The organism is Mesorhizobium sp. M0518 (assembly GCF_040321125.1).
Lineage (GTDB): Bacteria > Pseudomonadota > Alphaproteobacteria > Rhizobiales > Rhizobiaceae > Mesorhizobium.
Window position 1 is genome coordinate 226,473 of sequence record NZ_JAMYQY010000003.1, and the last position, 21,967, is coordinate 248,439.

20 protein-coding genes are annotated in these 21,967 nt (G+C 63.0%); 4 read left to right on the plus strand and 16 right to left on the minus strand.

Going from position 1 to position 21,967, the window contains the following annotated elements; all coding sequences use genetic code 11:
• Window positions 1-49 precede the first annotated feature (49 nt).
• The 16 genes from NKI66_RS05985 to NKI66_RS06060 form a co-directional block, all read right to left on the minus strand.
• Window positions 50-1,759, minus strand: coding sequence for a trimethylamine N-oxide permease (locus NKI66_RS05985; RefSeq protein ID WP_127328495.1), 1,710 nt, complete (start codon window positions 1,757-1,759; stop codon window positions 50-52).
• Between the two features lie 384 nt (window positions 1,760-2,143).
• Window positions 2,144-4,513, minus strand: a complete 2,370-nt coding sequence (locus tag NKI66_RS05990) for a trimethylamine N-oxide demethylase (RefSeq protein ID WP_352751221.1) — start codon at window positions 4,511-4,513, stop codon at window positions 2,144-2,146.
• 142 nt (window positions 4,514-4,655) lie between these two features.
• On the minus strand, window positions 4,656-5,285 hold the full coding sequence (locus NKI66_RS05995; protein WP_023808744.1) for a sarcosine oxidase subunit gamma: 630 nt from the start codon (window positions 5,283-5,285) through the stop codon (window positions 4,656-4,658).
• Window positions 5,278-8,259 carry a sarcosine oxidase subunit alpha gene (locus NKI66_RS06000; RefSeq protein ID WP_352751223.1) on the minus strand — a complete coding sequence of 994 codons (2,982 nt, stop codon included), beginning with the start codon at window positions 8,257-8,259 and terminating at the stop codon, window positions 5,278-5,280. The genes NKI66_RS05995 and NKI66_RS06000 overlap by 8 nt, the downstream gene beginning before the upstream one ends.
• A complete protein-coding gene (locus tag NKI66_RS06005; RefSeq protein WP_352440035.1) occupies window positions 8,259-8,534 on the minus strand; it encodes a sarcosine oxidase subunit delta in 276 nt (91 codons plus the stop codon). The genes NKI66_RS06000 and NKI66_RS06005 overlap by 1 nt, the downstream gene beginning before the upstream one ends.
• Window positions 8,535-8,551: 17 nt before the next feature.
• Entirely contained in the window at window positions 8,552-9,805 is a 1,254-nt protein-coding gene (locus NKI66_RS06010) for a sarcosine oxidase subunit beta family protein (RefSeq protein ID WP_127270293.1), read from the minus strand.
• A 36-nt stretch (window positions 9,806-9,841) separates the two neighbouring features.
• Window positions 9,842-11,149 carry a type III glutamate--ammonia ligase gene (gene glnT, locus NKI66_RS06015; RefSeq protein WP_352751225.1) on the minus strand — a complete coding sequence of 436 codons (1,308 nt, stop codon included), beginning with the start codon at window positions 11,147-11,149 and terminating at the stop codon, window positions 9,842-9,844.
• Window positions 11,150-11,212: 63 nt separating this feature from the next.
• On the minus strand, window positions 11,213-12,541 hold the full coding sequence (locus NKI66_RS06020; RefSeq protein WP_023808740.1) for an FMN-binding glutamate synthase family protein: 1,329 nt from the start codon (window positions 12,539-12,541) through the stop codon (window positions 11,213-11,215).
• Window positions 12,542-12,547: 6 nt separating this feature from the next.
• Window positions 12,548-13,273 (minus strand): GltB/FmdC/FwdC-like GXGXG domain-containing protein, encoded by a 726-nt coding sequence (locus NKI66_RS06025; protein WP_352751227.1) that lies wholly within the window; start codon window positions 13,271-13,273, stop codon window positions 12,548-12,550.
• A gap of 4 nt (window positions 13,274-13,277) precedes the next feature.
• The gene (locus tag NKI66_RS06030) at window positions 13,278-14,174 is read right to left on the minus strand and encodes a class II glutamine amidotransferase (protein ID WP_127255241.1); all 897 of its coding nucleotides are present in this window, start codon (window positions 14,172-14,174) and stop codon (window positions 13,278-13,280) included.
• Window positions 14,175-14,276: 102 nt separating this feature from the next.
• Window positions 14,277-14,600 (minus strand): hypothetical protein, encoded by a 324-nt coding sequence (locus NKI66_RS06035; RefSeq protein WP_023808737.1) that lies wholly within the window; start codon window positions 14,598-14,600, stop codon window positions 14,277-14,279.
• The gene (locus NKI66_RS06040; RefSeq protein ID WP_023808736.1) at window positions 14,597-15,286 is read right to left on the minus strand and encodes a hypothetical protein; all 690 of its coding nucleotides are present in this window, start codon (window positions 15,284-15,286) and stop codon (window positions 14,597-14,599) included. The genes NKI66_RS06035 and NKI66_RS06040 overlap by 4 nt, the downstream gene beginning before the upstream one ends.
• 45 nt (window positions 15,287-15,331) lie before the next feature.
• Entirely contained in the window at window positions 15,332-16,735 is a 1,404-nt protein-coding gene (locus NKI66_RS06045) for an APC family permease (RefSeq protein ID WP_023808735.1), read from the minus strand.
• Between the two features lie 14 nt (window positions 16,736-16,749).
• Complete coding sequence (locus NKI66_RS06050) at window positions 16,750-16,911, minus strand: hypothetical protein (protein WP_013532900.1); 162 nt, start codon at window positions 16,909-16,911, stop codon at window positions 16,750-16,752.
• Between the two features lie 36 nt (window positions 16,912-16,947).
• A complete protein-coding gene (locus NKI66_RS06055; protein ID WP_023808734.1) occupies window positions 16,948-17,325 on the minus strand; it encodes a hypothetical protein in 378 nt (125 codons plus the stop codon).
• A gap of 12 nt (window positions 17,326-17,337) precedes the next feature.
• The gene (locus NKI66_RS06060; RefSeq protein WP_023808733.1) at window positions 17,338-17,625 is read right to left on the minus strand and encodes a hypothetical protein; all 288 of its coding nucleotides are present in this window, start codon (window positions 17,623-17,625) and stop codon (window positions 17,338-17,340) included.
• 286 nt (window positions 17,626-17,911) lie between these two features.
• On the opposite strand from NKI66_RS06060, the gene NKI66_RS06065 reads away from it, so the two are divergent.
• From NKI66_RS06065 to NKI66_RS06080, 4 genes are read left to right on the plus strand one after another with little or no spacing between them, the layout of a single operon-like run.
• Complete coding sequence (locus NKI66_RS06065; protein WP_023808732.1) at window positions 17,912-19,045, plus strand: aminomethyl transferase family protein; 1,134 nt, start codon at window positions 17,912-17,914, stop codon at window positions 19,043-19,045.
• 41 nt (window positions 19,046-19,086) lie between these two features.
• Window positions 19,087-19,683, plus strand: a complete 597-nt coding sequence (locus tag NKI66_RS06070) for a dimethylamine monooxygenase subunit DmmA family protein (RefSeq protein WP_023808731.1) — start codon at window positions 19,087-19,089, stop codon at window positions 19,681-19,683.
• Entirely contained in the window at window positions 19,680-20,645 is a 966-nt protein-coding gene (locus tag NKI66_RS06075; RefSeq protein ID WP_023808730.1) for a PDR/VanB family oxidoreductase, read from the plus strand. Before NKI66_RS06070 ends, NKI66_RS06075 begins: the two co-directional genes overlap by 4 nt.
• Window positions 20,646-20,654: 9 nt before the next feature.
• A complete protein-coding gene (locus NKI66_RS06080) occupies window positions 20,655-21,695 on the plus strand; it encodes a heme-dependent oxidative N-demethylase family protein (protein ID WP_023808729.1) in 1,041 nt (346 codons plus the stop codon).
• Window positions 21,696-21,967: the final 272 nt, after the last annotated feature.

Sequence of the window (21,967 nt, forward strand, 5' to 3'; positions counted from 1 at the left end):
AAGGATCGGGCGCGCCGAAGCGCGCCCGATCCTTTTCACTTTTACGAGATCAGATGACGAAGAACCAGTTGGCGAGCAGCATCACCACCACGCCGGCGACCAGGGTCAGATAGGGCAGTATGCCCGCCTTTTTGACCGAGAGGTCGGCCCCCGTCATGCCGAGATCGGCCAGCATATGGTCGGGGAATTTGCCCTTGTCCTGGATATAGTGGCGGAAGCAGAACACCGGGATGATCAGGGCCGCCGTGATCAGGCCGGCCCACAGCGCCATCGGGTTCCACACCTTGGCGCCCGCGCCCATGAAGATCATGTTGACATAGGCGAAGATCGCGCCGACGCCGAGCAACCAGCTCGGCGCCTTCCAGGGCCGGGCGATATGGCCGTTGTCGATGCGGTGGATCCAGCCGGCGTTGAGGTTGAGGAAGTTGAAGATGATATAGCCGCAGTTCGACACGGCGAGGATGAAGAAGAAGCTCGTCGCGTCGGCAGAGGCGATGGCCAGCACGATCAGGTTGAAGACGAGATCGGTCCACATTGCCCGCGTCGGCGCGCCATGTTCGTTGACATGGCTGAGATAGCGCGGCAGCCAGCCATCGACCGAGCCCTGGTAGAGCGTGCGCGAAGAGCCTGCCATGGCGGTCATGATGCACAGAACCAGAGCCAGGATCATCAGCATCACCAAGAGGCTGTGGATCAGCGCGCCGCCGCCGACCATGCCGGCCAGCGCGTCGGCGACACCGGAGCCGTCGACGATCGGTGTCGCCAGCATGCCGTTGAGGCCAAGCACGCCCTGGAAGGTGAACGGCACCAGGATGAACAGCAGCATGCACAAAAGGCCGGAATAGAAGATCGCCTTGAACGTGTCGGTGCCCGGGTTCTTGAACTCCGAGGTGTAGCAGACGGCGGTCTCGAAACCGTAGGTCGACCAAGCGGCGATGAACATGCCGCCAAGCACCAGCGTCCAGCCGGCAATGTTCCAGGCGCCGGGTTCGGGCGCATAGGCGGCCGCCAGCGGCACCAGCGGCGAGAAATTCGCCCAGTTGATCTGGCCGGTGACGATCGGCACCACGCCGACGATCAGCATCGGAATGATGACCAGCAGGCCGATATATTTCTGCACGTTGGCAGTGCCGAGGATGCCGCGATGCTGGATGGCGAAGATGATCAGCATCAGCACCGCACCGATGAAGAAGGTCGCGTTGAGGGTGAACGAGACCGGCCCCAGCGTGTGGCTGTAGAGCGTCCAGTTGCGGATCACCGGCGTTGCCGCGGCGGTCACCGCGGTGATGGCGTCGGCGGCACTCGTCCCGGCATGCGCGGCGATATAGGCGACGACTTCGGGCGAGGCATCGGTGAACAGCGGCACCGGCGCCAACGCGTTGAGGATATAGGCGGCGGCGATCGAGCAGCCGAGCGACAGCACCGGCGACCAGGCGAACCAGTTGCACCACACCGACAGCGGCGCGATGAACTTGGAATAGCGCAGCCATGCGGTGGCGCCGTAGATCGACGCGCCGCCCGACTTGTTCGGAAACAGGCCGGCGATTTCGGCATAGGTGAAGGATTGCAGGAAGCCCATGATCATGGAGAAGATCCAGATCGCGAAGGCCAGCGTGCCGGTCGTGCCGGCAATGCCGCCGATCGAGAACAGGACGAGGGCAGGCACGCCGCTCGCCACCCAGAAGGCGCCCCGCCAGTCGATATTTCGGTGCAATTTGCCTTCGGCAAGCGGCTCCAGGACAGTCGTTATCGTGCTCATATGTCTTTGTTCCCCATTTTGATGTTCCCCGTTCGTGACCGCCGCGGCTTAGCGAGGCTTCACCATCGACGCATGCATTGATCGACTGCCGGTGTTTCCACTCAGTCGTATTTTTTTCTTAACAGTGAAGATTGATCCGGCGCGCTTTCACGTCAAGCGAATTGTCGCGCCGTGCACATCACGCTTGCGAAACATGTCAGCTTCACACTGGCGGGCAGGATTGTTCGGAAAAGGACCAGGGGTCTGGAAACGAAAAACCCGCCGGAGGCGGGTCGCGGCGCAAATCAGCACCATGGACGAATATGTAGCATAGCTGCCCTCAGCGGGTCAAGAAAAAATTCCTATCACCGACTGCCAGCACGGCCTCACCGTCTTGGAAGGCCGTCAGGAGCGTGGTTTGGTCTTTTGCGGATCGTAGTGGGCGAAGGCGACGACGCGCGCCGGCAGCCGCTTGGCATGGCCGTCGAGCTTGCCGATCTCGACCTCGGTACCGACAGCTGAATGGGTGACGTCGAGCCTGGCCAGCGCGATGGTCTTGTTCAGCATCGGAGAACGCATGCCCGACGTGACCACGCCGATCTGGGCGCGGCCGACATGCACGCAGTCGCCATGGCCGACGTCGATATTGGCCTCGATGTCGAGGCCGACCAGCTTCGTCTGCGGGTGCTCCTTGCGGCGGATCAGCGCTTCGCGGCCGATGAAATCGTCGGTCTTGCTCTTCAGCGGCACGGTGAAGCCGATGCCGGCCTCGAACGGGTCGGTCTGGTCGGAGAATTCGTAGCCGGCGAAGATCAGCCCGGCCTCGATGCGCACCATGTCCAGCGCCTGCAGCCCCATCGGCTTCAGTCCATGCGACTGGCCGGCTTCCCAGATGGCGTCGAACACTTTTTCGGCGTCGCGCGGATGGCACCAGATCTCGTAGCCGAGCTCGCCGGTATAGCCGGTGCGCGAGACCACGACCGGAATGCCGTTGCCGCCACCAATGCGGGCGACGGCGAAGCGGAACCATTCGAGTTCGTCGATCGATGGCTGCAATGGCGAAGTCCAGATCACTTCTCGCAGGATGTCGCGGCTCTTCGGACCCTGCACGGCGACATTGTGCATCTGGTCGGTCGACGAGCGCACCAGCACGTTGAGACCCAGCTTGGCGGCCGTCTCGCGCAGCCATTCGCCGGACAGATCGTCGCCGCCGACCCAGCGGAAATTGTCCTTGCCGAGCCGCAGCAGGGTGCCGTCGTCGACCATGCCGCCATGCTCGTAGCACATCGCCGAGTAGACCACCTGGCCGACGCCCAGCTTCTTGACGTCGCGGGTCAGCGTGTATTGCAGCAGCGCTTCGGAATCCGGACCGGTAACCTCGAACTTGCGCAGCGGCGACAGGTCCATGATCACCGCATCCTGCCGGCAGGCCCAGTATTCGGCGATCGGCCCGTCCTTGGCGAAGGAATTGGCCAGCCAATAGCCCCTGTACTCGCCGAAGTTGCGGGTGTGCTTGGCAAAGCTCGAATGAAAAGCTGTCTCGCGGGTCATTTTCGGTTCCGAATCGGGCGTCATGCGTCTGGCGATCGCTCGCGAGAATTTGTGCTGGCCGGAATAGGTCCGCACATGGATGTCGGTCGGGTTCCAGCCATTGGCCGGCGTCGTGTCGTCGGGGCAGGCGGAGGAAACGCAGACGATGTCGGTGAGCGCCCGCAGCAGCACGTAGTCGCCCGCCCGCGACCACGGCTCGTCGGACACCATGACGCCATGCGCGTCGATCGCGGTGTTGAAGAAGAAGTTGATCGCCATCCAGCCGGCGCGGGGCGTGACGCCTTTGTCCAACAACGCGCGATTAAAGTTCTCAGAGCAGTTGGTGTGGCCGGGATAGCCGATGTCGTCGTAATATTTGGCGGCGCAGGCGAGCGCGAAGGCGTCGTGCCGACCGCATGTGTCCTGCACCACCTCGACCAGCGGCTCCATGTCCTGGTCATAGTATTTGGAATGCAGGCCGGGCATCGGGTAGCTCGCACCCATCAGCGTGCGCGTTGTCGTCACGTCGAGCGGATGATCCAGTCCCCTGTCCAGCTTGCGCGCCGAAAAGCACTGGAAGTCGGTGCACTGGCGGCCGTCGACATCGATGATCTGCAGATAGTCACCGGCCTTGACGAAATAGGCCTCCGCCGTCGCCGAATGGACACGCAAATCGAGCACCGGGTCGGCCAGCGGGTCCGCCAACAGCGATTTCGCCGCCGGGCGGATCGTGGCGCGGCGAACGATGGCGGTCAGCGGCGTCGCCGTGTCGTGACCGTCGACCAGCATCGGCCCGCCGGGGGCCGCAATCAGCATCGAGCCGTCACGCGTGACCGTGAATGTTTGTTCTGTACCGGCAGGCGTAGTGGCGCCGAACACCCGCACCGCCTTGGCATGGTCAAGCTGCACCTGCCGGCGCGCGAGCCCGCCCCGCAGCGAGGCGAGACTGTCGTCACCCTCCATGAGCAGTGCCTTGATGCCGGCGGCATTGCTGTTCGATGTTTCACCAAAAATGCCGGAATCGGTCGCGCCGGTCCTGTCCCAGGCCAGCAACTCGCAGGCCTGGCCGCCTTCGACATTGCGCACGGTGACCGTGTCGCCGGCCTCGATGTCGATCAGCACCGCGCCATTGCCCTGGATCGTATAACGCTCCATGCCCGGCGGCAGCGCGATCTGGCCGGGCCTCAGGATGAGGCTTGGCCGGGGCGGTCCGGCAGCAATTGCGGGGTAGGGCGACTGGCTCATTTCAGCCTTGCGGTTCGAGAAACAAGTTTGCCTGTGTGTGAAATTATTTTAGCGGTAAGAATAGCAGTGCGCGTGCGTTTGGCAAGGCGAAGCGCACTTCTTCCCTTCTCCCCCAAGGGAGAAGGTGGGGCGCGCGCAAACGCTATTCGAAATCCTCGGAATGGCTGACCGTAACGCCGTACTCCGCAGCCGAGTCGAGCATCGTATGCCAAAGGCTTTCGGCAAAGGTCGCGAACACCAGGAGGTTGAACACCGCCAGGCCATCCGGCCGATCATTCCCGCGCCAGAGCGTGACGCTGGTGTGGTCCATCGACGTCGCAGCAGCGGCACCAATCGGAAACGAGGCGGCATGCAGGTCGATCGACGACAGCTTGGCGAGCATGGCGCGCGCCTGGATTCCGGAAACGCTGATCAACGCGCGTGCATGCGACTGGTCCGATAGCGAAGCGGGACCGGTGAATGCCGGCGCCAGCGTCCACATCGTGTGCTTGCCACTTTTCGACAGGATCAAGAACTGATCCGGCCCCGACCAGATCAGCGTGGCATCCGGAGTTTGTACCGCCTTCGGCGCATCCGGTGCCGCGATGCCGAAGCGGGTCCTAGTCGCCTTTGCCAGTTCGGCTCCTTTGCCGCGCCGCGCCATCACCTGGATCGGATCAAAATTGCGAACCTCGGTCAGCGAGACGCCAGCCTCGATACCGCGTGCACCATGCGCACCGGTGACAAGCGCTTTTTCAAGCGGACTGCGGGGAGTCCAGGAAAAATCAACCACGCTGACGCCCTCCATCCGGATCGTAGAAGACGGGATTGCAGAGTTCGACATCGTAGTCTTCGCCGCGCAATGGATCATGCGCGTGGACGATCTCGCCGATGCGCTCGCGGCCGCGTTCGACAAGCGCGAGCCCGATCCACTGATCCAACGTCGGCGAGAAGCAGACCGAGGTGACATAGCCTTGGTCGTTACCCGGTCCCGGTGTCTGTCCCTTCGGGATGACGTGCGCGCCGGAGCGCAAGCGGCGTGCCTTGTCCGTCGGCTTGATACCGACGACGACCTGCCGGTCCGGCGCGATCAGCGCCTCGCGCCCCGCCATCACCCGGCCGATGAAATCCTTCTTGGTCGACATCATCTTGCCGAGGCCAAGATCGGCCGCCGTCGTCGTGCCGCTCAATTCCGGTCCGGCAATGTGGCCCTTTTCGACGCGCATGACGCCGAGCGCCTCGGTACCGTAGGGCGTCACGCCGAATGGCGCTCCGGCAAGCATCAAATTGCGCACCATGGCATCGCCAAAGCGCGCCGGCACCGAAATCTCGAAAGCCATCTCGCCTGAGAATGAGATGCGGAACAGCCGCGCCTTGAGGCCGCCGCGCAGGGCGACTTCCCGTGCGCCCATGAATGGAAAGCCTTCGTTGGAAAGGTCCTCGGCCGGATCAACGATTTCCCTCAGCAGATCGCGGGCTTTGGGTCCGGCGATCGAGAATTGCGCCCACTGGTCCGAAACCGAGGTCAACTGCACGTCGAGCTCCGGGAACAGCACCTGGCGGCAGAATTCGAGATGCTGCATCACCAGCCCGGCCTTGGCCGTGGTGGTGGTCAGGAAGTAATGGTCCTCGGCCAGCCGCGATGTCGTGCCATCGTCATAGACGATGCCGTCCTCGCGCAGCATCAGCCCATAGCGCGCCTTGCCAACTGCGAGGCTGGAGAAGGTGTTGATGTAGACGCGATCCAGGAAGGCGCCGGCATCGGGGCCGTGCACGTCGATCTTGCCGAGCGTCGAGACATCGCAGAAGCCGACGCCACCGCGCACCGCCTTGACCTCGCGGGTCACCGATTCCAGCCAGTCCTTCTCGCCCGCGCGCGGGTACCATTGCGCGCGTTTCCACAGGCCGGTGTCGACGAAGACAGCACCTTGTTCCACGGCCCAGTGGTGCGACGGCGTCAGCCGCGTCGCATGGAACGTCTCGTCGCGGTGATGGCCGGCGAAGGCGCCGATGGCGACCGGCACGTAAGGCGGCCGGTAGATCGTCGTGCCGGTCTCGGGGATCGAACGGCCGCTGACCGCGGCCATGATGGCAAGGCCGGCGACATTCGAGGTCTTGCCCTGGTCGGTGGCCATGCCGAGCGTCGTGTAGCGCTTCAGGTGTTCGACGGATTCAAAGCCTTCGCGTTGCGCCAGTTCGATGTCAGAGGCGGTGACGTCGTGCTGGTAATCGACAAAAGCCTTGCCCTTGCCGGCGACGTGCCAGAGCGGCGTCAGCGAGAATGCCTCGTCGTCGGCGAAAGGCGCGGTACCCACTGTGCCGCTATGTCCCGTGTCACGCGCCGCTGCCGCGCCGGCGGCAAATCCCTGGCTCAGGCAGGCGCCGAGCCCGAAATCGCCATTGGCGGCGCCGGCGGCGACCATGCCGGAGGGCGCGCCGTCGGGCACGAAGGCGGCAATGTCGTCACGCCATTTCGGCCGGCCGCGATGATAGGAGGTCAGCCCAACCGCCGGGTTCCAGCCGCCCGAGACGGCGAGCCCGTCGGCTTCGACTTCGGCGCGCGCGCCGCCGGTCAGCGACACCGCGATTTTCCTGACCCCATCCTTGCCGCCATCGACGCCACTGACGGAACCGTGCAGCACCGGGAAGCCGCCCTTGGAGGCCAGCGAACGATGCGCCGGCGATACTTCGGACCGTGCATCGATGACCGCCGCGATCTGCAGACCGGCACCGAGTGCCGTCTCGACAGTGCGCCAGCCATCCTCATTGTTGGTGAACAGCGCGAGGCGCTTCGCCGGTGTCGCCGCATAGCGCGCGACATAGGTGCGCATGGCGGACGCCATCATCACACCGGGCGTGTCGTTGCCGGCAAAGACGATCGGCCGTTCGATGGCGCCGGCCGCGACAACGCAGCGCTTGGCCACGATCCGCCACAGCCGCTGGCGCACCTGATGCTCGGGCGGCGAGGGCAGGTGGTCGTTGACTCGCTCGATCGCGCCATAGGTACCGCCATCGTAGACGCCGAATAGTGCCGTGCGGGTCATGATGCGGACGTCCGGCATATCAGCCAGTTCAGCCAGCGTCCGCGACAGCCATTCGGCTGCCGGCACACCATCGATCGTGCCGTCATCCGACAGCAGGCGGCCGCCGGGGACAAAATCCTCTTCGCACAGGATGACGCGGGCACCAGCGCGGCCGGCTGCCAATGCCGCGGCCAAACCGGCCGGGCCTGAACCGGCGATCAGCACATCGCAATGCGCCCATGCCTTGTCGTAGTGGTCCGGATCGGCGACGCCTGCGGCGCGGCCAAGGCCGGCGGCGCGACGGATCGCCGGCTCGTAGATTGCTTCCCAGAATTTCGCCGGCCACATGAAGGTCTTGTAGTAGAAGCCGGCGACGAAGATCGGCGCGAACAACTGGTTGACCGACATCATATCGTGGCGCAGCGATGGCCAGCGGTTCTGGCTCGCGGCTTCAAGCCCTTCATAAAGCTCGGCCGTGGTGGCCTTGGTGTTCGGCTCGCGCCGTGCACCCGTGCGCAACTCGACCAATGCGTTGGGTTCTTCCGAACCGGCGGTGAGAATACCGCGCGGGCGATGGTATTTGAACGAGCGGCCGACCAGCTTGACGCCATTGGCGATCAGCGCCGAGGCCAGCGTGTCGCCCTGGAAGCCGGAGAAAGCCTTGCCGTCGAAGCGGAAGTTCAGCGGCGCCGACCGGTCGATGAGACCGCCATTGCCGAGCCGGTGTGTCTGCGCGCCGGCCATCACGCACCGACTTTCGCGGCGCCGGCACCCGCCGCCGGCTCAACGGCGGAAATCTCGTGCGTCAGCGTGTTGCGGGTGACCTTCAGCCAGGCCCGGCAACCCCCGCCATGGTACCAGTGTTCGCTGGTCTGTCCGGCGACATTGTCGCGCAGATAGACATAGTCGAAGACCTCGTCTTCCGAGGCGCCGGCTTCGGGCCGCACAGGCTTGGCGTCGCCGAGATAGGTGAACTCGCCGAGTTCGCGTTCACCGCAGAAGGGACAGACAATGCGCATGCTGTTCTAGACCGCCTTCAATGCAGGTTCGGTTGGGCGCCCTGGCCCTTTTCGTCGATCATGGCGCCAGTCCGGAACCGGTCGAGGCGGAACCGCGCGGCTTCTTCGTGCGATTCGTCGCGCGCAAGAAGATGGGCAAAGACGAAGCCGGAGCCCGGCGTCGCCTTGAAGCCGCCATAGCACCAGCCGGCGTTGAGATAGAGCCCGTCGACCGGCGTCTTGTCGATGATCGGCGAACCGTCCATCGACATGTCCATGATGCCGCCCCACTGGCGCAGCAAGCGCACGCGGCCGATCATCGGCATCAGCGCCATGCCGCCCTCGCAGACGTCCTCCATGACAGGCATATTGCCGCGCTGGGCATAGGAATTGTAGCCGTCTATGTCGCCGCCGAACACCAGCCCGCCCTTGTCGGACTGGCTGACGTAGAAATGGCCGGCGCCGAAGGTCATGACACCAGGGATGAGCGGCTTGATCGCCTCGGAGACGAAGGCCTGCAGCACATGGCTTTCGATGGGCAGGCGCAGGCCGGCCATCGCCGCGACGCGCGATGAACTTCCGGCAACAGCCATACCGACCTTGCCGGCGCCGATCTTGCCGCGCGACGTCTCGACGCCGGTCACCTTGCCATTGGCGTCCCTGACGAAGCCGGTGACTTCGCAATTCTGGATGATGTCGACGCCGAGTTCGCTCGCCGCATGCGCATAGCCCCAGACAACAGCATCGTGCCGCGCCGTGCCGCCGCGTCGCTGCAACAGCCCGCCTTGCACGGGAAAGCGCGCATTGTCGAAGTTCAGGAACGGTATCATCTTCTTGACGGCAGCGAGGTCGAGCAGTTCGGCGTCGATGCCGTTGATACGCATGGTGTTGCCGCGCCGCGCATAAGCGTCGCGCTGTGCGTCGGAGTGGTAGAGGTTGATGACGCCGCGCTGGCTGACCATTGCATTGTAGTTGAGGTCCTGCTCCATCCGCTCCCACAGCTTCATCGACAATTCGTAAAAGCCGGTATTGCCTGGCAGGCCGTAATTGGAGCGGATGATGGTGGTGTTGCGGCCGGCATTGCCGGAGCCGATCCAGCCTTTTTCGAGCACGGCAACATTCTTGATGCCGTACTCGCTGGCGAGAAACCAGGCGGTGGCAAGGCCATGGCCGCCACCGCCGATGATCACCACATCGTAGCGGTCCTTCGGCGTGGCGTCGCGCCAGGTGCGTTGCCAATTCTTGTGGCCGGACAGGGCAGCACGGGCGAGCGAAAAGATCGAATATTTCATACGTTCATTCCGAGGTCGCTCGCACCGCGCTGGTGGTCAGATATCCAGCGTGTGGTCGCGCTCCCATTGCGTGAAGTGCGAAGCATAGGAATTCCATTCCTGGTGCTTCAGCTTTAGGTAGGCCGACGAGAATTCCTCACCCAGCGCCGCCTTGAGCGATTTGTCCTTGTCGAACTCGCGCAGCGCGTCGAGCAGATTGAGCGGCAGTTTTGGCGCGCCTTTCACCGTGTGCCCATGCTGGTACATGTCGATGTCATAGCGCTTGCCGGGATCTGCCTTCGAGCGGATGCCGTCGAGGCCGGCGGCGATGATGACCGCCTGCAGCAGATAGGGGTTGGCCGCCCCGTCCGGCAATCGCAGTTCGAAGCGGCCGGGGCCGGGCACGCGCACCATGTGGGTGCGGTTGTTGCCGGTCCAGGTCACCGTGTTCGGCGCCCAGGTGGCGCCCGAAATGGTGCGCGGCGCGTTGATGCGCTTGTAGGAATTGACCGTCGGGTTGGTGATCGCGGCCAGCGCGGAAGCATGCTTCATGATGCCGCCGAGGAAATTCCGGCCCTTGGCCGACAGGCCAAGCTCCATCGCATTGTCGGCGAAAACGTTGGTCTTGCCGGCCTTGTCCCACACCGAGATATGGGCATGGCAGCCATTGCCGGTCAGTCCCTGGAAGGGTTTGGGCATGAAGGTCGCTCGAAGGCCATGCTTTTCCGCGATCGACTTGACCATGAATTTGAAGAAGGAGTGCTTGTCGGCGGTCGCCAACGCATCGTCGAAGGCCCAGTTCATCTCGAACTGGCCATTGGCGTCCTCGTGGTCGTTCTGGTAGGCGCCCCAGCCGAGCGCCAGCATGTGGTCGCAGATCTCGGCGATGACGTCGTAGCGGCGCATCACCGCTTGCTGGTCGTAGCAGGGCTTTGAGGCCGTGTCGTATTCGTCGGAAATCGTCTTGCCGTCCGGCGAGATCAGGAAGAACTCGGCCTCGACGCCGGTCTTGACGTGCATGCCGTCGCTGGCGGCTTCCGCGATCAGCCGATTCAGCGTGTTGCGCGGCGCCTGGTCGACCTCCTTGTCGTCCATGATGCAGTTGGCGGCGACCCAGGCGACCTCCGGCTTCCACGGCAGCTGGATCACCGAGTCCGGGTCCGGCACCGCCAGCATGTCGGGATGCGCCGGCGTCAGATCAAGCCAGGTGGCGAAACCGGCAAAGCCGGCGCCATCCTTCTGCATGTCGGCGATGGCTTGCGCCGGCACCAGCTTGGCACGCTGGCCACTGAACAGGTCAGTGTAGGAAATCATGAAATATTTGACGTTTTTCGCCCTTGCGAATTCAGCAAGATCAACTGTCACGGAAGTTCCCCATTTTTTTGTCGATTGTGGCCCCAGAGCGTGTGGGCTTCGGCCCTTCATTGATTAGAAGCCGTTCTTCCCCGGTATCCAGTTGGTGCCGGCCAGCGGTACGCCGGCCATAGCGGCTGCCTCGATCGTCAGCGCGACGAGGTCCTCGGGTTCCAGATTGTGCAGGCTGTTCTTGCCGCAGGCACGGGCGATGGTCTGCGCTTCCAGCGTCATCACCTTGAGGTAGTTCGCCAGCCGTCGTCCGGCGGCCACCGGGTCGACCCGCTTCATCAGTTCGGGGTCCTGCGTGGTGATGCCTGCGGGGTCGCGCCCCTCGTGCCAGTCGTCATAGGCGCCGGCCGTGGTGCCGAGCTCGTTATACTCCGCCTCCCAGCGGGGATCGTTGTCGCCGAGCGCGACAAGGGCGGCCGTGCCGATCGAGACCGCGTCGACGCCGAGCGCCAGCGCCTTGGCGACATCGGCGCCGTTGCGGATGCCGCCGGAGACGATCAGCTGCACCTTGCGGTGCATGCCGAGATCCTGCAGCGCCTGCACCGCCGGCCTGATGCAGGCAAGCGTCGGCATGCCGACATTTTCGATGAACACTTCCTGGGTGGCTGCGGTGCCGCCCTGCATGCCGTCGACGACGACGACATCGGCGCCGGCCTTCACCGCAAGCGCGGTATCGTAATAGGGCCGGGCACCGCCGACCTTGACGTAGATCGGCTTTTCCCAGTCTGTGATTTCGCGCAATTCGAGGATCTTGATCTCGAGATCGTCGGGACCCGTCCAGTCCGGATGGCGCGAGGCCGAGCGCTGGTCGATGCCCTTCGGCAGCGTGCGCATTTCGGCGACGCGGTCGGAAATCTTCTGGCCAAGCAGCATGCCGCCGCCACCCGGCTTGGCGCCCTGGCCGACGACGACTTCGATCGCATCGGCACGGCGCAGATCGCGCAGGTTCATGCCATAGCGCGACGGCAGGTATTGATAGACCAGCTGCTTGGAATGGCCGCGCTCTTCCTCGGTCATGCCGCCGTCGCCCGTCGTGGTCGAGGTGCCCGACAGGGTCGCGCCGCGTCCGAGCGCTTCCTTGGCCGGACCGGACAGCGAGCCAAAGCTCATGCCGGCGATGGTGATCGGGATCTTCAGCTCGATCGGCTTCTTGGCATGGCGTGAACCGAGCACGACTGATGTGTCGCAGCGCTCGCGGTAGCCTTCGAGCGGATAGCGCGAGATCGAGGCGCCGAGGAACAGGAGGTCGTCGAAATGCGGCAGCTTGCGCTTGGCGCCGGCGCCACGGATATCATAGATGCCGGTCGCCGCGGCGCGGCGGATTTCGGAAAGCGTATAGTCGTCGAAGGTCGCGGATTTGCGCGGCGTCGTCGGCGGGTTCCTGTAGGTCATGCTGCCTCAATACGCGTCGGCGTTGTCGATATTGAAATTGTAGAGGGTACGCGCCGAGCCGTAGCGCTTGAACTCCGCCGGCTTGACGCCGGTCACGCCGGCGCGATCGAGCAGGCCCTGCAGCAATTCCAGATGCTCGGCCCGCATCTCCTTGGCGATACAGTCGGCACCCAGGCTGTCGACCTTGCCGCGCACGAACAGACGAGCCTCGTAGATGGAATCACCGAGCGCGTCTCCCGCATCGCCCAGCACCACCAGATTGCCGGACTGCGCCATGAAGGCCGACATGTGGCCGATATTGCCGTGCACGACGATGTCGATGCCCTTCATCGAAATGCCGCAGCGCGACGACGCATTGCCTTCGATGACCAGCAGCCCGCCCTTGCCGGTAGCGCCGGCATATTGGCTGGCGTCGCCCTTGATGGTGATCGAGCCCGACATCATGTTCTCGCCGACGCCAGGCCCCGCCGAGCCATGCACGGTAATCGTGCTGCCGGAGTTCATGCCGCCGCAGTAATAGCCGACGCTGCCGCGCACATCGATGGCAACAGGCTGGTCGACGCCAACGGCGACCGAATGGCTGCCTTTCGGGTTCAGCACTTCCCATGCCGTTTCATTCGAGCCGGGAGCCAGATTGTGCAGCGCCTGATTGAGTTCACGCAGCGACAATTGGTCGAGATCGAAGACCCGAGGGTCGCGTGCTGCCGTCTTTGAAAGCGTGGTTGCCGGCATGAATTCAATGCTCCCAGAAATAGACGGTTGCGGGTTCGGGTTCCCAGACCCTCGCATTGTCTATGCCAGGCAGTTTGGTCAGCGCGCGATATTCCGAGCCGAAGGCGACATACTGGTCGGTTTCGGCCATCACGGCGGGCTTGCAGGCGATCGGATCGCGCACCACGCCAAAGCCGTTCTTGGTGCCGACGACGAAGGTGAAGAAGCCATCGAGATCGGAAAGCGTGCCTTCCAGCGCCTCGCCGAGATTCTTGCCATGCGCCATCTGCGACGAGAGATAGGCGGCAGCAACCTCGGTGTCGTTTTCGGTCTCGAAGGTCATGCCTTCGCGGATCAGCTCGCGGCGGACATTGTTGTGGTTCGACAGCGAGCCATTGTGCACAAGGCACTGGTCGGCGCCGGTCGAGAACGGATGCGCGCCCATTGTCGTCACGGCCGATTCCGTCGCCATCCGGGTATGACCAATGCCATGCGTGCCGGTCATCTTGCGGACATCGAAGCGATCGACGACCGCCTCGGGCAGGCCGACTTCCTTGTAGATCTCGACAACGTCGCCGGCGCCCATGATGCGGATGTCGGGGCGCAGCGTCTGGATGGTTTCGCGCGCTTCATCGATCTTGGCGGGCGTGGTCCTGACGACCGCATGGGTGGATTTCACCGCGATCGTCACCGGCGTGCCGATGGCCTTGGCGAGCTCCGCCTCGAGGCCGCGGAAATCGCGGTCCGGCTTGGCCGACTGGATGGTGATCTTGGCCTCATTTTTGGAAGGCGCGCCATAGATGGCAATGCCGGCGCTGTCGGGACCGCGATCGCTGAGCGAGATCAGCATCTGCGACAGCATCGCGCCAAGCTGGGGCTCCAGCGACTTGTCCTTCAAAAACAGTCCGACAATTCCACACATGTCAGCCTCCGATGTTTGTAGCTAAGAGATCGTTTGTAGCTAAGAGACGATGTATCGAATGAGCTGCACTAATTCAATCATATGAAAAAAATATTCCTCTAGTTACCTATGCGGCTCAATGCCGCTCTGCGCACTGTCGCCGTCTCGCCGGGCAGTGTGAACCCATTTCGCGGTGCGGATGCGAGCGATCTTGTAGGCGTCGAGAATCGACAAGGCATAGATCAGGAAGCCGCCGGCGTGACGGCCGACAAAGCTGGCATCCGACGGTGCGATCTTGGCCGTCACCCATGCCAGGATCACCATGAAGAAAAGGAACTGCAGGCCGCGCACCGGCACGCCGAGAATGACATGCCCGCTTCCCGGCAACACGATTGCGGCGCCGAGAACCAGATAGGGGTTGGTGGGTGCAGTGGTGGGAATGGTCATGCGGCCTGCCGTTCGCTTTTGTTGATGGCGTCGCGAAGCGCCGACACCGACACCAGCAGTCTTTCGATCAGCGCGGGATCGAGTGTGGCGTCGCCGAATTCGGCCTGCCGAAAGACGCCATAACGCGCCCGTTCGGCTTCGGCCAGCAGCCACACGATGCGTACCCCTTTCGGGGTGATCAGCAGTTCCTTGGCGCGCCCTTCGGAAAAAATCCCGAGGTGGCCGGCGATGGTCTCCAGTGGGAAGTGGACGCCCCTGCGATCGGTCCGCAACACGGCCTCAGCCGGAAATGCTGAGCTCTTCGGCAGCGTGTGCTCGAGATGATCGAAATTGGAGAAGGTCGTCGGCGATCCCGGCCGCATCATCATGTCGAACGTCGCCGGCACCGCGACCTCTTCGGTGATCGAAACACTGAGCCAGCGCGCCGGCAGTTTTCGCGTCGCCAGCGTATCGACGATGGTGCGCACCTGGACACGTTTGCCGTTCCAGGATCCTTCCCAGGTGATGACGCCGGCGGTGCCATCCGAAACATTGGCAGCGTCGGCGATGACTGTGCGGATGCGGCCCTGCTCGACGGCGAGCGCCATCGACGCCCTGCTGTGGCTGGCACGCGCCTGCCAGGCAAGGTGGAGGACGACAGCTAGGACAATGGCCCCGGCCAGCAGTGCTGATGTCACCTCGGACATTTTCTCATGCCAGGCCCGCCCGGGATCCGGACGGGCCTACTCCCATCAATAACCCTGCGGCTTTGGCCACGGCATGGTGAATTGGTCGCCGCGCCGCACGAATTTGTAGCGATAGAAATGGAACCACAGCGAGATCAGGAAATAGAAGGCGACCATGGCGATCAGCTGCGAGCCGAAGCCGAGGAAGATGGCGAAGAAGGTCACCACGCACAGGCAAAACAGCACGATGGCCGGGATCGGGTGGAAGGGGTGCGTGTAGCCGCGCCGGATCGAGCCCAGCGGCCACTTCTTGCGGAACATGATGATGTTGATGCTCATGAAGGTATATTGCAGCACGCCCGACAGGATCGAGAAGGTGATCGCCTGGTTGAGGTCGGCGATGAAGGCGAAGGCCAGCGCGATCGGCAGCAGGAACAGGATCGAACGATAGGGCGTGCGATATCTCGGATGCACGGCCGAGAACCATGTCGGCAGATAGCGGTCGCGGCCGAGCGAGAACCAGGCGCGCGCCGCATCGTTGATGCAGCCATTGGCGGAGGCCATTGCAGCAAGCAGCGTGGCGACGAACAACAGGTTCTCGAGCAGCGGGCTGCCAGTCAGTTTGCCGGCGTCCCACAGCGGATAATAGGTGATGCCGAGATATTCCCATGGCATCATCGAGGCGCAGACATACCAGGTCATGGCGGCTGCGATCAAAAGCGTGATCATGCCGGCCATGGTGCCGTAAGGCAGCGAGCGGGCCGGCGAGCGCACTTCCTCGGCGGCCTGTGTGGTGCCCTCGATGCCGAGATAGTACCAGATGCCGAACTGGAAGGCGGCGATGACGCCGATCCAGCCATAGGGGAGCGCATTGCCGGGAGTGACCAACTCGTTCAGCTTCAGCACGGCGCCTTGCGTCCACGGGCTGACCGAAAAGAACAGGATGACAATCGAGATATAGGCGACTGCTGTGATGACGAAGTTGACGTTGAGCGTCATCAGCACGCCGCGATAGTTCAGCCACGCCAGCACGACGATGGTCGCGGCGATGAAGGAATTGTGGGTGAGCCCTTCGACGCCGGCCTTGGCGACGATGGTGTCGCCGAGCAGGATGGCGTCGGACACTTCGAGCATGGTGTAGGCAAAGACCAGGAACAGCGCGACGTTGAACGCCATCAGCGGTCCGACGATGTGCTTTGCCTGCGCATACTGGCCGCCGGCGGCGGCCACGGTCGATGTCACCTCGGAATCGATCATGGCGACCGAGGTGTAGAGCAATCCCACGACCCAGCAGACGATCAGCGCGGCCAGTGCGCCACCCTTGTCGGCCGAGAAATTCCAGCCGGTGAATTCGCCGACCAGGACGATGCCGACGCCGAGCGCCCAGACATGGGCCGGTCCGAGCACGCGCAGGAGTGAAACTCTGTCCCCTTGGGCAGCCGGGGCAGCCGGTTCAAGTGCGATCGTCATTGTTCAATCCTCACTCAGATCCGGTGTTTTTCGGAAGTGGCTTCCAGTTCGCCTTCGCGCGAGGAGGTCAGCACCTCTTCGGAGAAGGTCGTGTCGACCTTGAACCAGTCGTAGAGCATCCACAAAGCGAGCACGATCGAGATGCCCCAGCATGCGTAAGAGAGTGCCACCCACATGATCGTGTCCCCCGAATTAGATCGTCCTCAGAACTCTTACTTGTCGTCGAATTTTTCGTTGATGACGTCGCGGTATTCGCGGTCTGATGCACGAAACAGGAAGATGAAATAACCGATCAGCACCGCCGCCATGATGATCAGCGTCGGCCAGTCGATGACATAGTGGAAGCGGTTCTGGATGATGTCGTGCGCGGTCTCGGGCGTATAGCCGAGCTTTTCCCAGATAGACGCCATGGTCGGGTTCTGGCCTAGCGCTTCCCAGGTCTTGGCGTCGAGCGCGTCGATGGATTTCGCCGCGCCGGCGAGGCCCAGCTTGAGCGGTAGCCACAGTGCCACGAAAATGGCGACGACGACGACGGCGATGTCGAAAACCTGCCCGGCCTTGCTTTGCTCCGGCGGCGTGTAGCGGGACATCTCTTCTACCCCTCAGGACTTGCGGTTGCTGAACGCGTCGGCGTTCTTGATGTCGAGCCCGTAAATGAATTCCTTGTCTTCCTTGTAGTGCTTGACCATCGCCAGGATGGCCGCGGTGTTGAAGATCAGCACGGCGGCGGCGGCGATCGCGACGACGGCCTTGATGCCGCTGTGCGGGATGTAGGGCCATGTCATGAGGAGGACGAAGAGGATCGTCGCCCACAGGCAGACGATCAGGAGCGCGGCTCCGCGCAGGTCGGAACGGTACAGCGCTTCGATGCGCTGCTGCATGTCTGACATCGGTTTCTCCCCTTTTCCGCCGTCCGGTTCCGAATCTCCCGTCCGCCGTCCTCTTTCAACAGAGTGAAATTTTTTTCATAAGTTCTGTCTGAATCCCGCAATTGTCAAGCGCGATTTACGCGGGGTTAACCGTTTGCTTGGCGCAACGGATTTTGCCTGAGAATGAAATTAATTGCTTATGGGTATTGCGGCGCCCGGAGGTTTGCGATCAATATTCGGCCAAAGCTCCCGCCGCTGCGCAGGGGGCAGGGAACAGCAGAGCATTATCGAAACGGAGGACGAGCGGATGACGGCATCCTGGAGATTTTCGACCCTGGCGGATCGCCATCGCGCGCTCGGTTCGAAGCTCGAAGACTGGAGCGGCATGGGAACCGCCTGGACCTACGACAAGGATGCCGACGAGGAGTACATCGCCATCCGCACCAAGGCTGGTCTGATGGATGTCTCCGGCCTCAAGAAAGTCCATATCACCGGGCCGCATGCCTCACACCTGATCGACCTGGCGACGACGCGCGATGTCGAAAAGATCTATCCCGGCAAGTCGGCCTATGCCTGCATGCTGAACGAGGCGGGGAAATTCACCGACGATTGCATCCTCTACCGCACCGGCCCCAATGCATGGATGGTCGTGCATGGTTCGGGCACCGGCCATGAGGAGTTGCAGCGTGCTTCGGTAGGACGCGACGTCTCGCTGCGCTTCGACGACAATCTGCACGATCTGTCGCTGCAGGGTCCGACAGCGGTCGACTATCTGGCCAAGCACGTGCCGGGTATTCGCGACCTCAACTATTTCCATCACATGCAGACGCAGCTGTTCGGTCTTCCGGTGATGATCTCGCGCACCGGCTATACCGGCGAGCGCGGCTACGAGATCTTCTGCCGCGGCCAGGATGCCGGCACGATCTGGGACAGGATCCTCGACGAGGGCAAGAGCGCCGGCATCATTCCGTGCCGCTTCACCACGCTCGACATGCTGCGCGTCGAAAGTTATCTGCTCTTCTACCCCTATGACAACTCCCAAAAATATCCGTTTGAGAACGAAGGCCCAGGCGACACGCTTTGGGAACTCGGCCTCGACTTCACCGTCAGCCCTGGCAAGACCGGCTTTCGCGGTGCCGAGGAGCACTATCGTCTGAAGGGCAAGGAGCGCTTCAAGATCTATGGCGTCCTGCTCGACGGTAAGGAGCCGGCCGATGAAGGCGCGCCGGTCTATCGCGACGGCAAAAAGGTCGGCGTGGTGACCTGCGCCATGTATTCGCCGCTGGTCGAGAAATCGATGGGCATCGCCCGACTCGACGTCGACTGCGCGGTCAAGGACACCAAGCTCGAAATCCGCAACAAGAGCGGTGCCATCAAGGCGACGGCGCAGCCACTGCCATTCGACGATCCCAAGAAGACCAAGCGCACCGCGAAAGGTTGAGGCATAGTCAACGGCGAGGGGTTCGAGGCACGAAGGCATAAATGGCAGCCAAAAGCATCATCAGCCGGCCGGTTTACGGAACTTTGTCTCCGCAACCCGGCAAGCATCATCTTTTCATCGCGGACGCGGAAGGGGCGCTGGCAATAGCGGAGATGGCCGGGAGGGCGCCCCCCAGGTTTTTCGACGACGCCGAAGTCGTCTTCATTCCTGGGCCGGACGGCAAACACACCGTCGCGCTCGAAGCGTTGAAGCCGGCACAGTTCCACCAGGCGCCGTCCTTTGCCAGCCTGTTGCCACGGCTCCGGCAGACACTGGCCAACGCGCATATGGGCCTGCGCCTCTATCTCTCGGGCACCGAGGGCCTGATCGGCCAGGCGATGCAGGTGGCGCTTGAAGCCGGCATAGACCACACCTCGATCCAGACCGAGCACCGCGGCTCGCTGGCGCGGCGCATGCAATGCGTCCACTGCAAGGGCATCACCGAGAATGTCACGACGCAGCCGGCGACCTGCGCGCATTGCGGCCTGCTGCTTCTGGTGCGCGACCATTATTCCAGGCGCATCGCAGCCTTCCAGGGCGTCTGCATCAATGCGGAAGATCGCAGCGAAATTCCTCCGATGGAGGAGATTTTCCGATGAGCACCGGCACCACTAAGCTAGACGTCGTTGTCAGCGATGTCGTCCCGGTCAACGACCTGGTCAGCCGCTTCCATTTCCGCCGGCGCGACGGCAACCTGTTGCCGACATTTTCCGGCGGCGCGCACGTTGTCGTTGAAATGCGCGATGGCGAACGGACCCGGCTCAATCCCTATTCGCTGATGGGCTCGCCACTCGATACGCGCGAATACACGATCTCGGTGCGCCGTGACGATGTCGGGCGCGGCGGCTCGCTGTTCATGCACCGGAGCGTCAAGCCCGGCATGGAGATGGTGGTCAGCTATCCGGTCAACCTGTTCTCGCTCGACCTGCGCGCCAAAAAGCATCTGATGCTGGCCGGCGGCATCGGCATCACGCCGTTCATGGCGCAGACCGCGCAGCTGGCGGCGGAGGGCGGCAATTTCGAACTGCATTACACCGTCCGCACCGCATCGCTCGGCACCTATGCGGATGTGCTGCGCGCGCGCTACGACCGCAGGGTCAGGCTCTATCATGATGACCTCGACGAGCGCATCGGACTCGACCGGTTGCTGTCGACGCAGCCGCTCGGCACGCATCTCTATGTCTGCGGCCCGGCCGGCATGATCAACTGGGTGCGCGATCGGGCTGCTGCCTTGGGCTGGCCGCCGGAGACCGTGCATTTCGAGCATTTCGCGGCACCCCAGCCCGGGCTGCCGTTCGACGTGACGCTTGCCGTCAGCGGCAAGGCGATCCGCGTCGACGAACAGCAGAGCCTCTTGGAAGCGATCGAGGCGGCCGGCGTCGATCCGCCTTACCTCTGCCGCGGCGGCGTCTGCGGCCAGTGCGAAACCAACGTCATCTCTTGCGACGGCAAGTTCATCCACAACGACCACTGGCTAAGCGAGGAAGAGCACCGTTCGGGCAAGAAGATCATGCCGTGCGTGTCGCGCTTCGAAGGCCGGTCGCTGGTCCTGGAACGGTAGGAGAAAATCATGGGCATTACCTTTCGCAAGGAAACGTTCCGCGACGACTTCACCTTCAAGAACAGCCCCGAGCACATAAGGCGGTTTCCGTTCCCGTTCCACGAAGACGCCTACATGTATGCGGTCAACATCGAGCCGCATGTCGTCGGACCCAGGGGCAGCGTGCTGGAAAACCTGATCGACGTCGACGAGCACTATGTCGCCGAGATGCAGGACCGCGCGCTGGTCCTGGCTGAGGATCCGCTGCGCTGCCAGTCGCTGCCGCACATGACGCTGGCCGGCTGGGACCTGCTCGAATTGCTGATGGAGCAGCAGGCGCTGGGCTATCCCGAGCATTTCACGCTGACCCGCGACGGCGATCGCTGGCGCTGGATCAACCGGCCGCTCGGTATCGACGACACCTTCACTTTCGGCGACACCTCGACGTTGCCTTACGGCCCGATGGAATACATCACCCGGCAGAGCCAGGGCGATTTCTGCATCCTCGACCAGCGCGACGGCAATCTGTGGATGGATGCCGGCATGGTCACCACCCAGGCCGACTGGTCGCTCGATTTCGACATCGGCATGAACTTCTTCGAATGGCATGCGCCGGTGCCGCTGGCGCATGAGAAGGGGATTTTCGTCAGGGCGCTGAAATTCCTCACCAACATCCAGCAGGGCAAGCCGGCGCGGCGCCTGAATTGGACGATGACCATCAATCCGCGCCTCGACACCAGTCCGGAAAACTACCACAAATGGGGTCCGGACCGGGCGACGGTGACGCCGGAGAATGTCGGCGACAAGGTGCATCTGCGTGTCGAACTGCAGAGTTTCTGGCGCCTGCCGCGCTCCAACGGCATCGTCTTCCCGATCCGCTGCTATCTGATCAAGATGGACGAATTGGTGACGCAGCCCAAATGGGCACGGCGCCTGCACCGCGTCATCCGCGACCTGCCCGACGAACTCGCCAACTACAAGGGCCTGACGCGCTATCGTCCGGCGTTGGTCGAGTGGCTGTCGAAGCTGGATGATGGGAGTGCGACAAGTTCGGGCTTTGGGCCGGATTAGAGCCTGCTGGGAGAGAAAGAAAGGAGCCCGGCGGGACGGTTTCGCTCCCTTCCTCTACCCCGTCGATCGGGGGAGAGGTGTCGAGCGAAGCTCGACGGACTGGGGGTCGACCAGATTCGGCGGTTGTGAGTTCGCGCCCAGGCGATGCTTCCGATTGTTCAGCTGCCTGCCGAGATTTCAGGCCCGCTCGGTCGTGCCACTTGTCGGCGGCTTCGCGTTTGAGGACCGCCTTCCCCCACTCCGTCGCTGCTTCGCAGCGCCACCTCTCCCCC

Bases quoted from the DNA above. Each gene is read 5' to 3' on its own strand.
- NKI66_RS05985 (WP_127328495.1), bottom strand. From the start codon at position 1,759: ATGAGCACGATAACGACTGTCCTGGAGCCGCTTGCCGAAGGCAAATTG.
- NKI66_RS05990 (WP_352751221.1), bottom strand. From the start codon at position 4,513: ATGAGCCAGTCGCCCTACCCCGCAATTGCTGCCGGACCGCCCCGGCCA.
- NKI66_RS06000 (WP_352751223.1), bottom strand. From the start codon at position 8,259: ATGGCCGGCGCGCAGACACACCGGCTCGGCAATGGCGGTCTCATCGAC.
- NKI66_RS06005 (WP_352440035.1), bottom strand. From the start codon at position 8,534: ATGCGCATTGTCTGTCCCTTCTGCGGTGAACGCGAACTCGGCGAGTTC.
- NKI66_RS06010 (WP_127270293.1), bottom strand. From the start codon at position 9,805: ATGAAATATTCGATCTTTTCGCTCGCCCGTGCTGCCCTGTCCGGCCAC.
- NKI66_RS06020 (WP_023808740.1), bottom strand. From the start codon at position 12,541: ATGACCTACAGGAACCCGCCGACGACGCCGCGCAAATCCGCGACCTTC.
- NKI66_RS06025 (WP_352751227.1), bottom strand. From the start codon at position 13,273: ATGCCGGCAACCACGCTTTCAAAGACGGCAGCACGCGACCCTCGGGTC.
- NKI66_RS06030 (WP_127255241.1), bottom strand. From the start codon at position 14,174: ATGTGTGGAATTGTCGGACTGTTTTTGAAGGACAAGTCGCTGGAGCCC.
- NKI66_RS06035 (WP_023808737.1), bottom strand. From the start codon at position 14,600: ATGACCATTCCCACCACTGCACCCACCAACCCCTATCTGGTTCTCGGC.
- NKI66_RS06040 (WP_023808736.1), bottom strand. From the start codon at position 15,286: ATGTCCGAGGTGACATCAGCACTGCTGGCCGGGGCCATTGTCCTAGCT.
- NKI66_RS06045 (WP_023808735.1), bottom strand. From the start codon at position 16,735: ATGACGATCGCACTTGAACCGGCTGCCCCGGCTGCCCAAGGGGACAGA.
- NKI66_RS06050 (WP_013532900.1), bottom strand. From the start codon at position 16,911: ATGTGGGTGGCACTCTCTTACGCATGCTGGGGCATCTCGATCGTGCTC.
- NKI66_RS06055 (WP_023808734.1), bottom strand. From the start codon at position 17,325: ATGTCCCGCTACACGCCGCCGGAGCAAAGCAAGGCCGGGCAGGTTTTC.
- NKI66_RS06060 (WP_023808733.1), bottom strand. From the start codon at position 17,625: ATGTCAGACATGCAGCAGCGCATCGAAGCGCTGTACCGTTCCGACCTG.
- NKI66_RS06065 (WP_023808732.1), top strand. From the start codon at position 17,912: ATGACGGCATCCTGGAGATTTTCGACCCTGGCGGATCGCCATCGCGCG.
- NKI66_RS06070 (WP_023808731.1), top strand. From the start codon at position 19,087: ATGGCAGCCAAAAGCATCATCAGCCGGCCGGTTTACGGAACTTTGTCT.
- NKI66_RS06075 (WP_023808730.1), top strand. From the start codon at position 19,680: ATGAGCACCGGCACCACTAAGCTAGACGTCGTTGTCAGCGATGTCGTC.
- NKI66_RS06080 (WP_023808729.1), top strand. From the start codon at position 20,655: ATGGGCATTACCTTTCGCAAGGAAACGTTCCGCGACGACTTCACCTTC.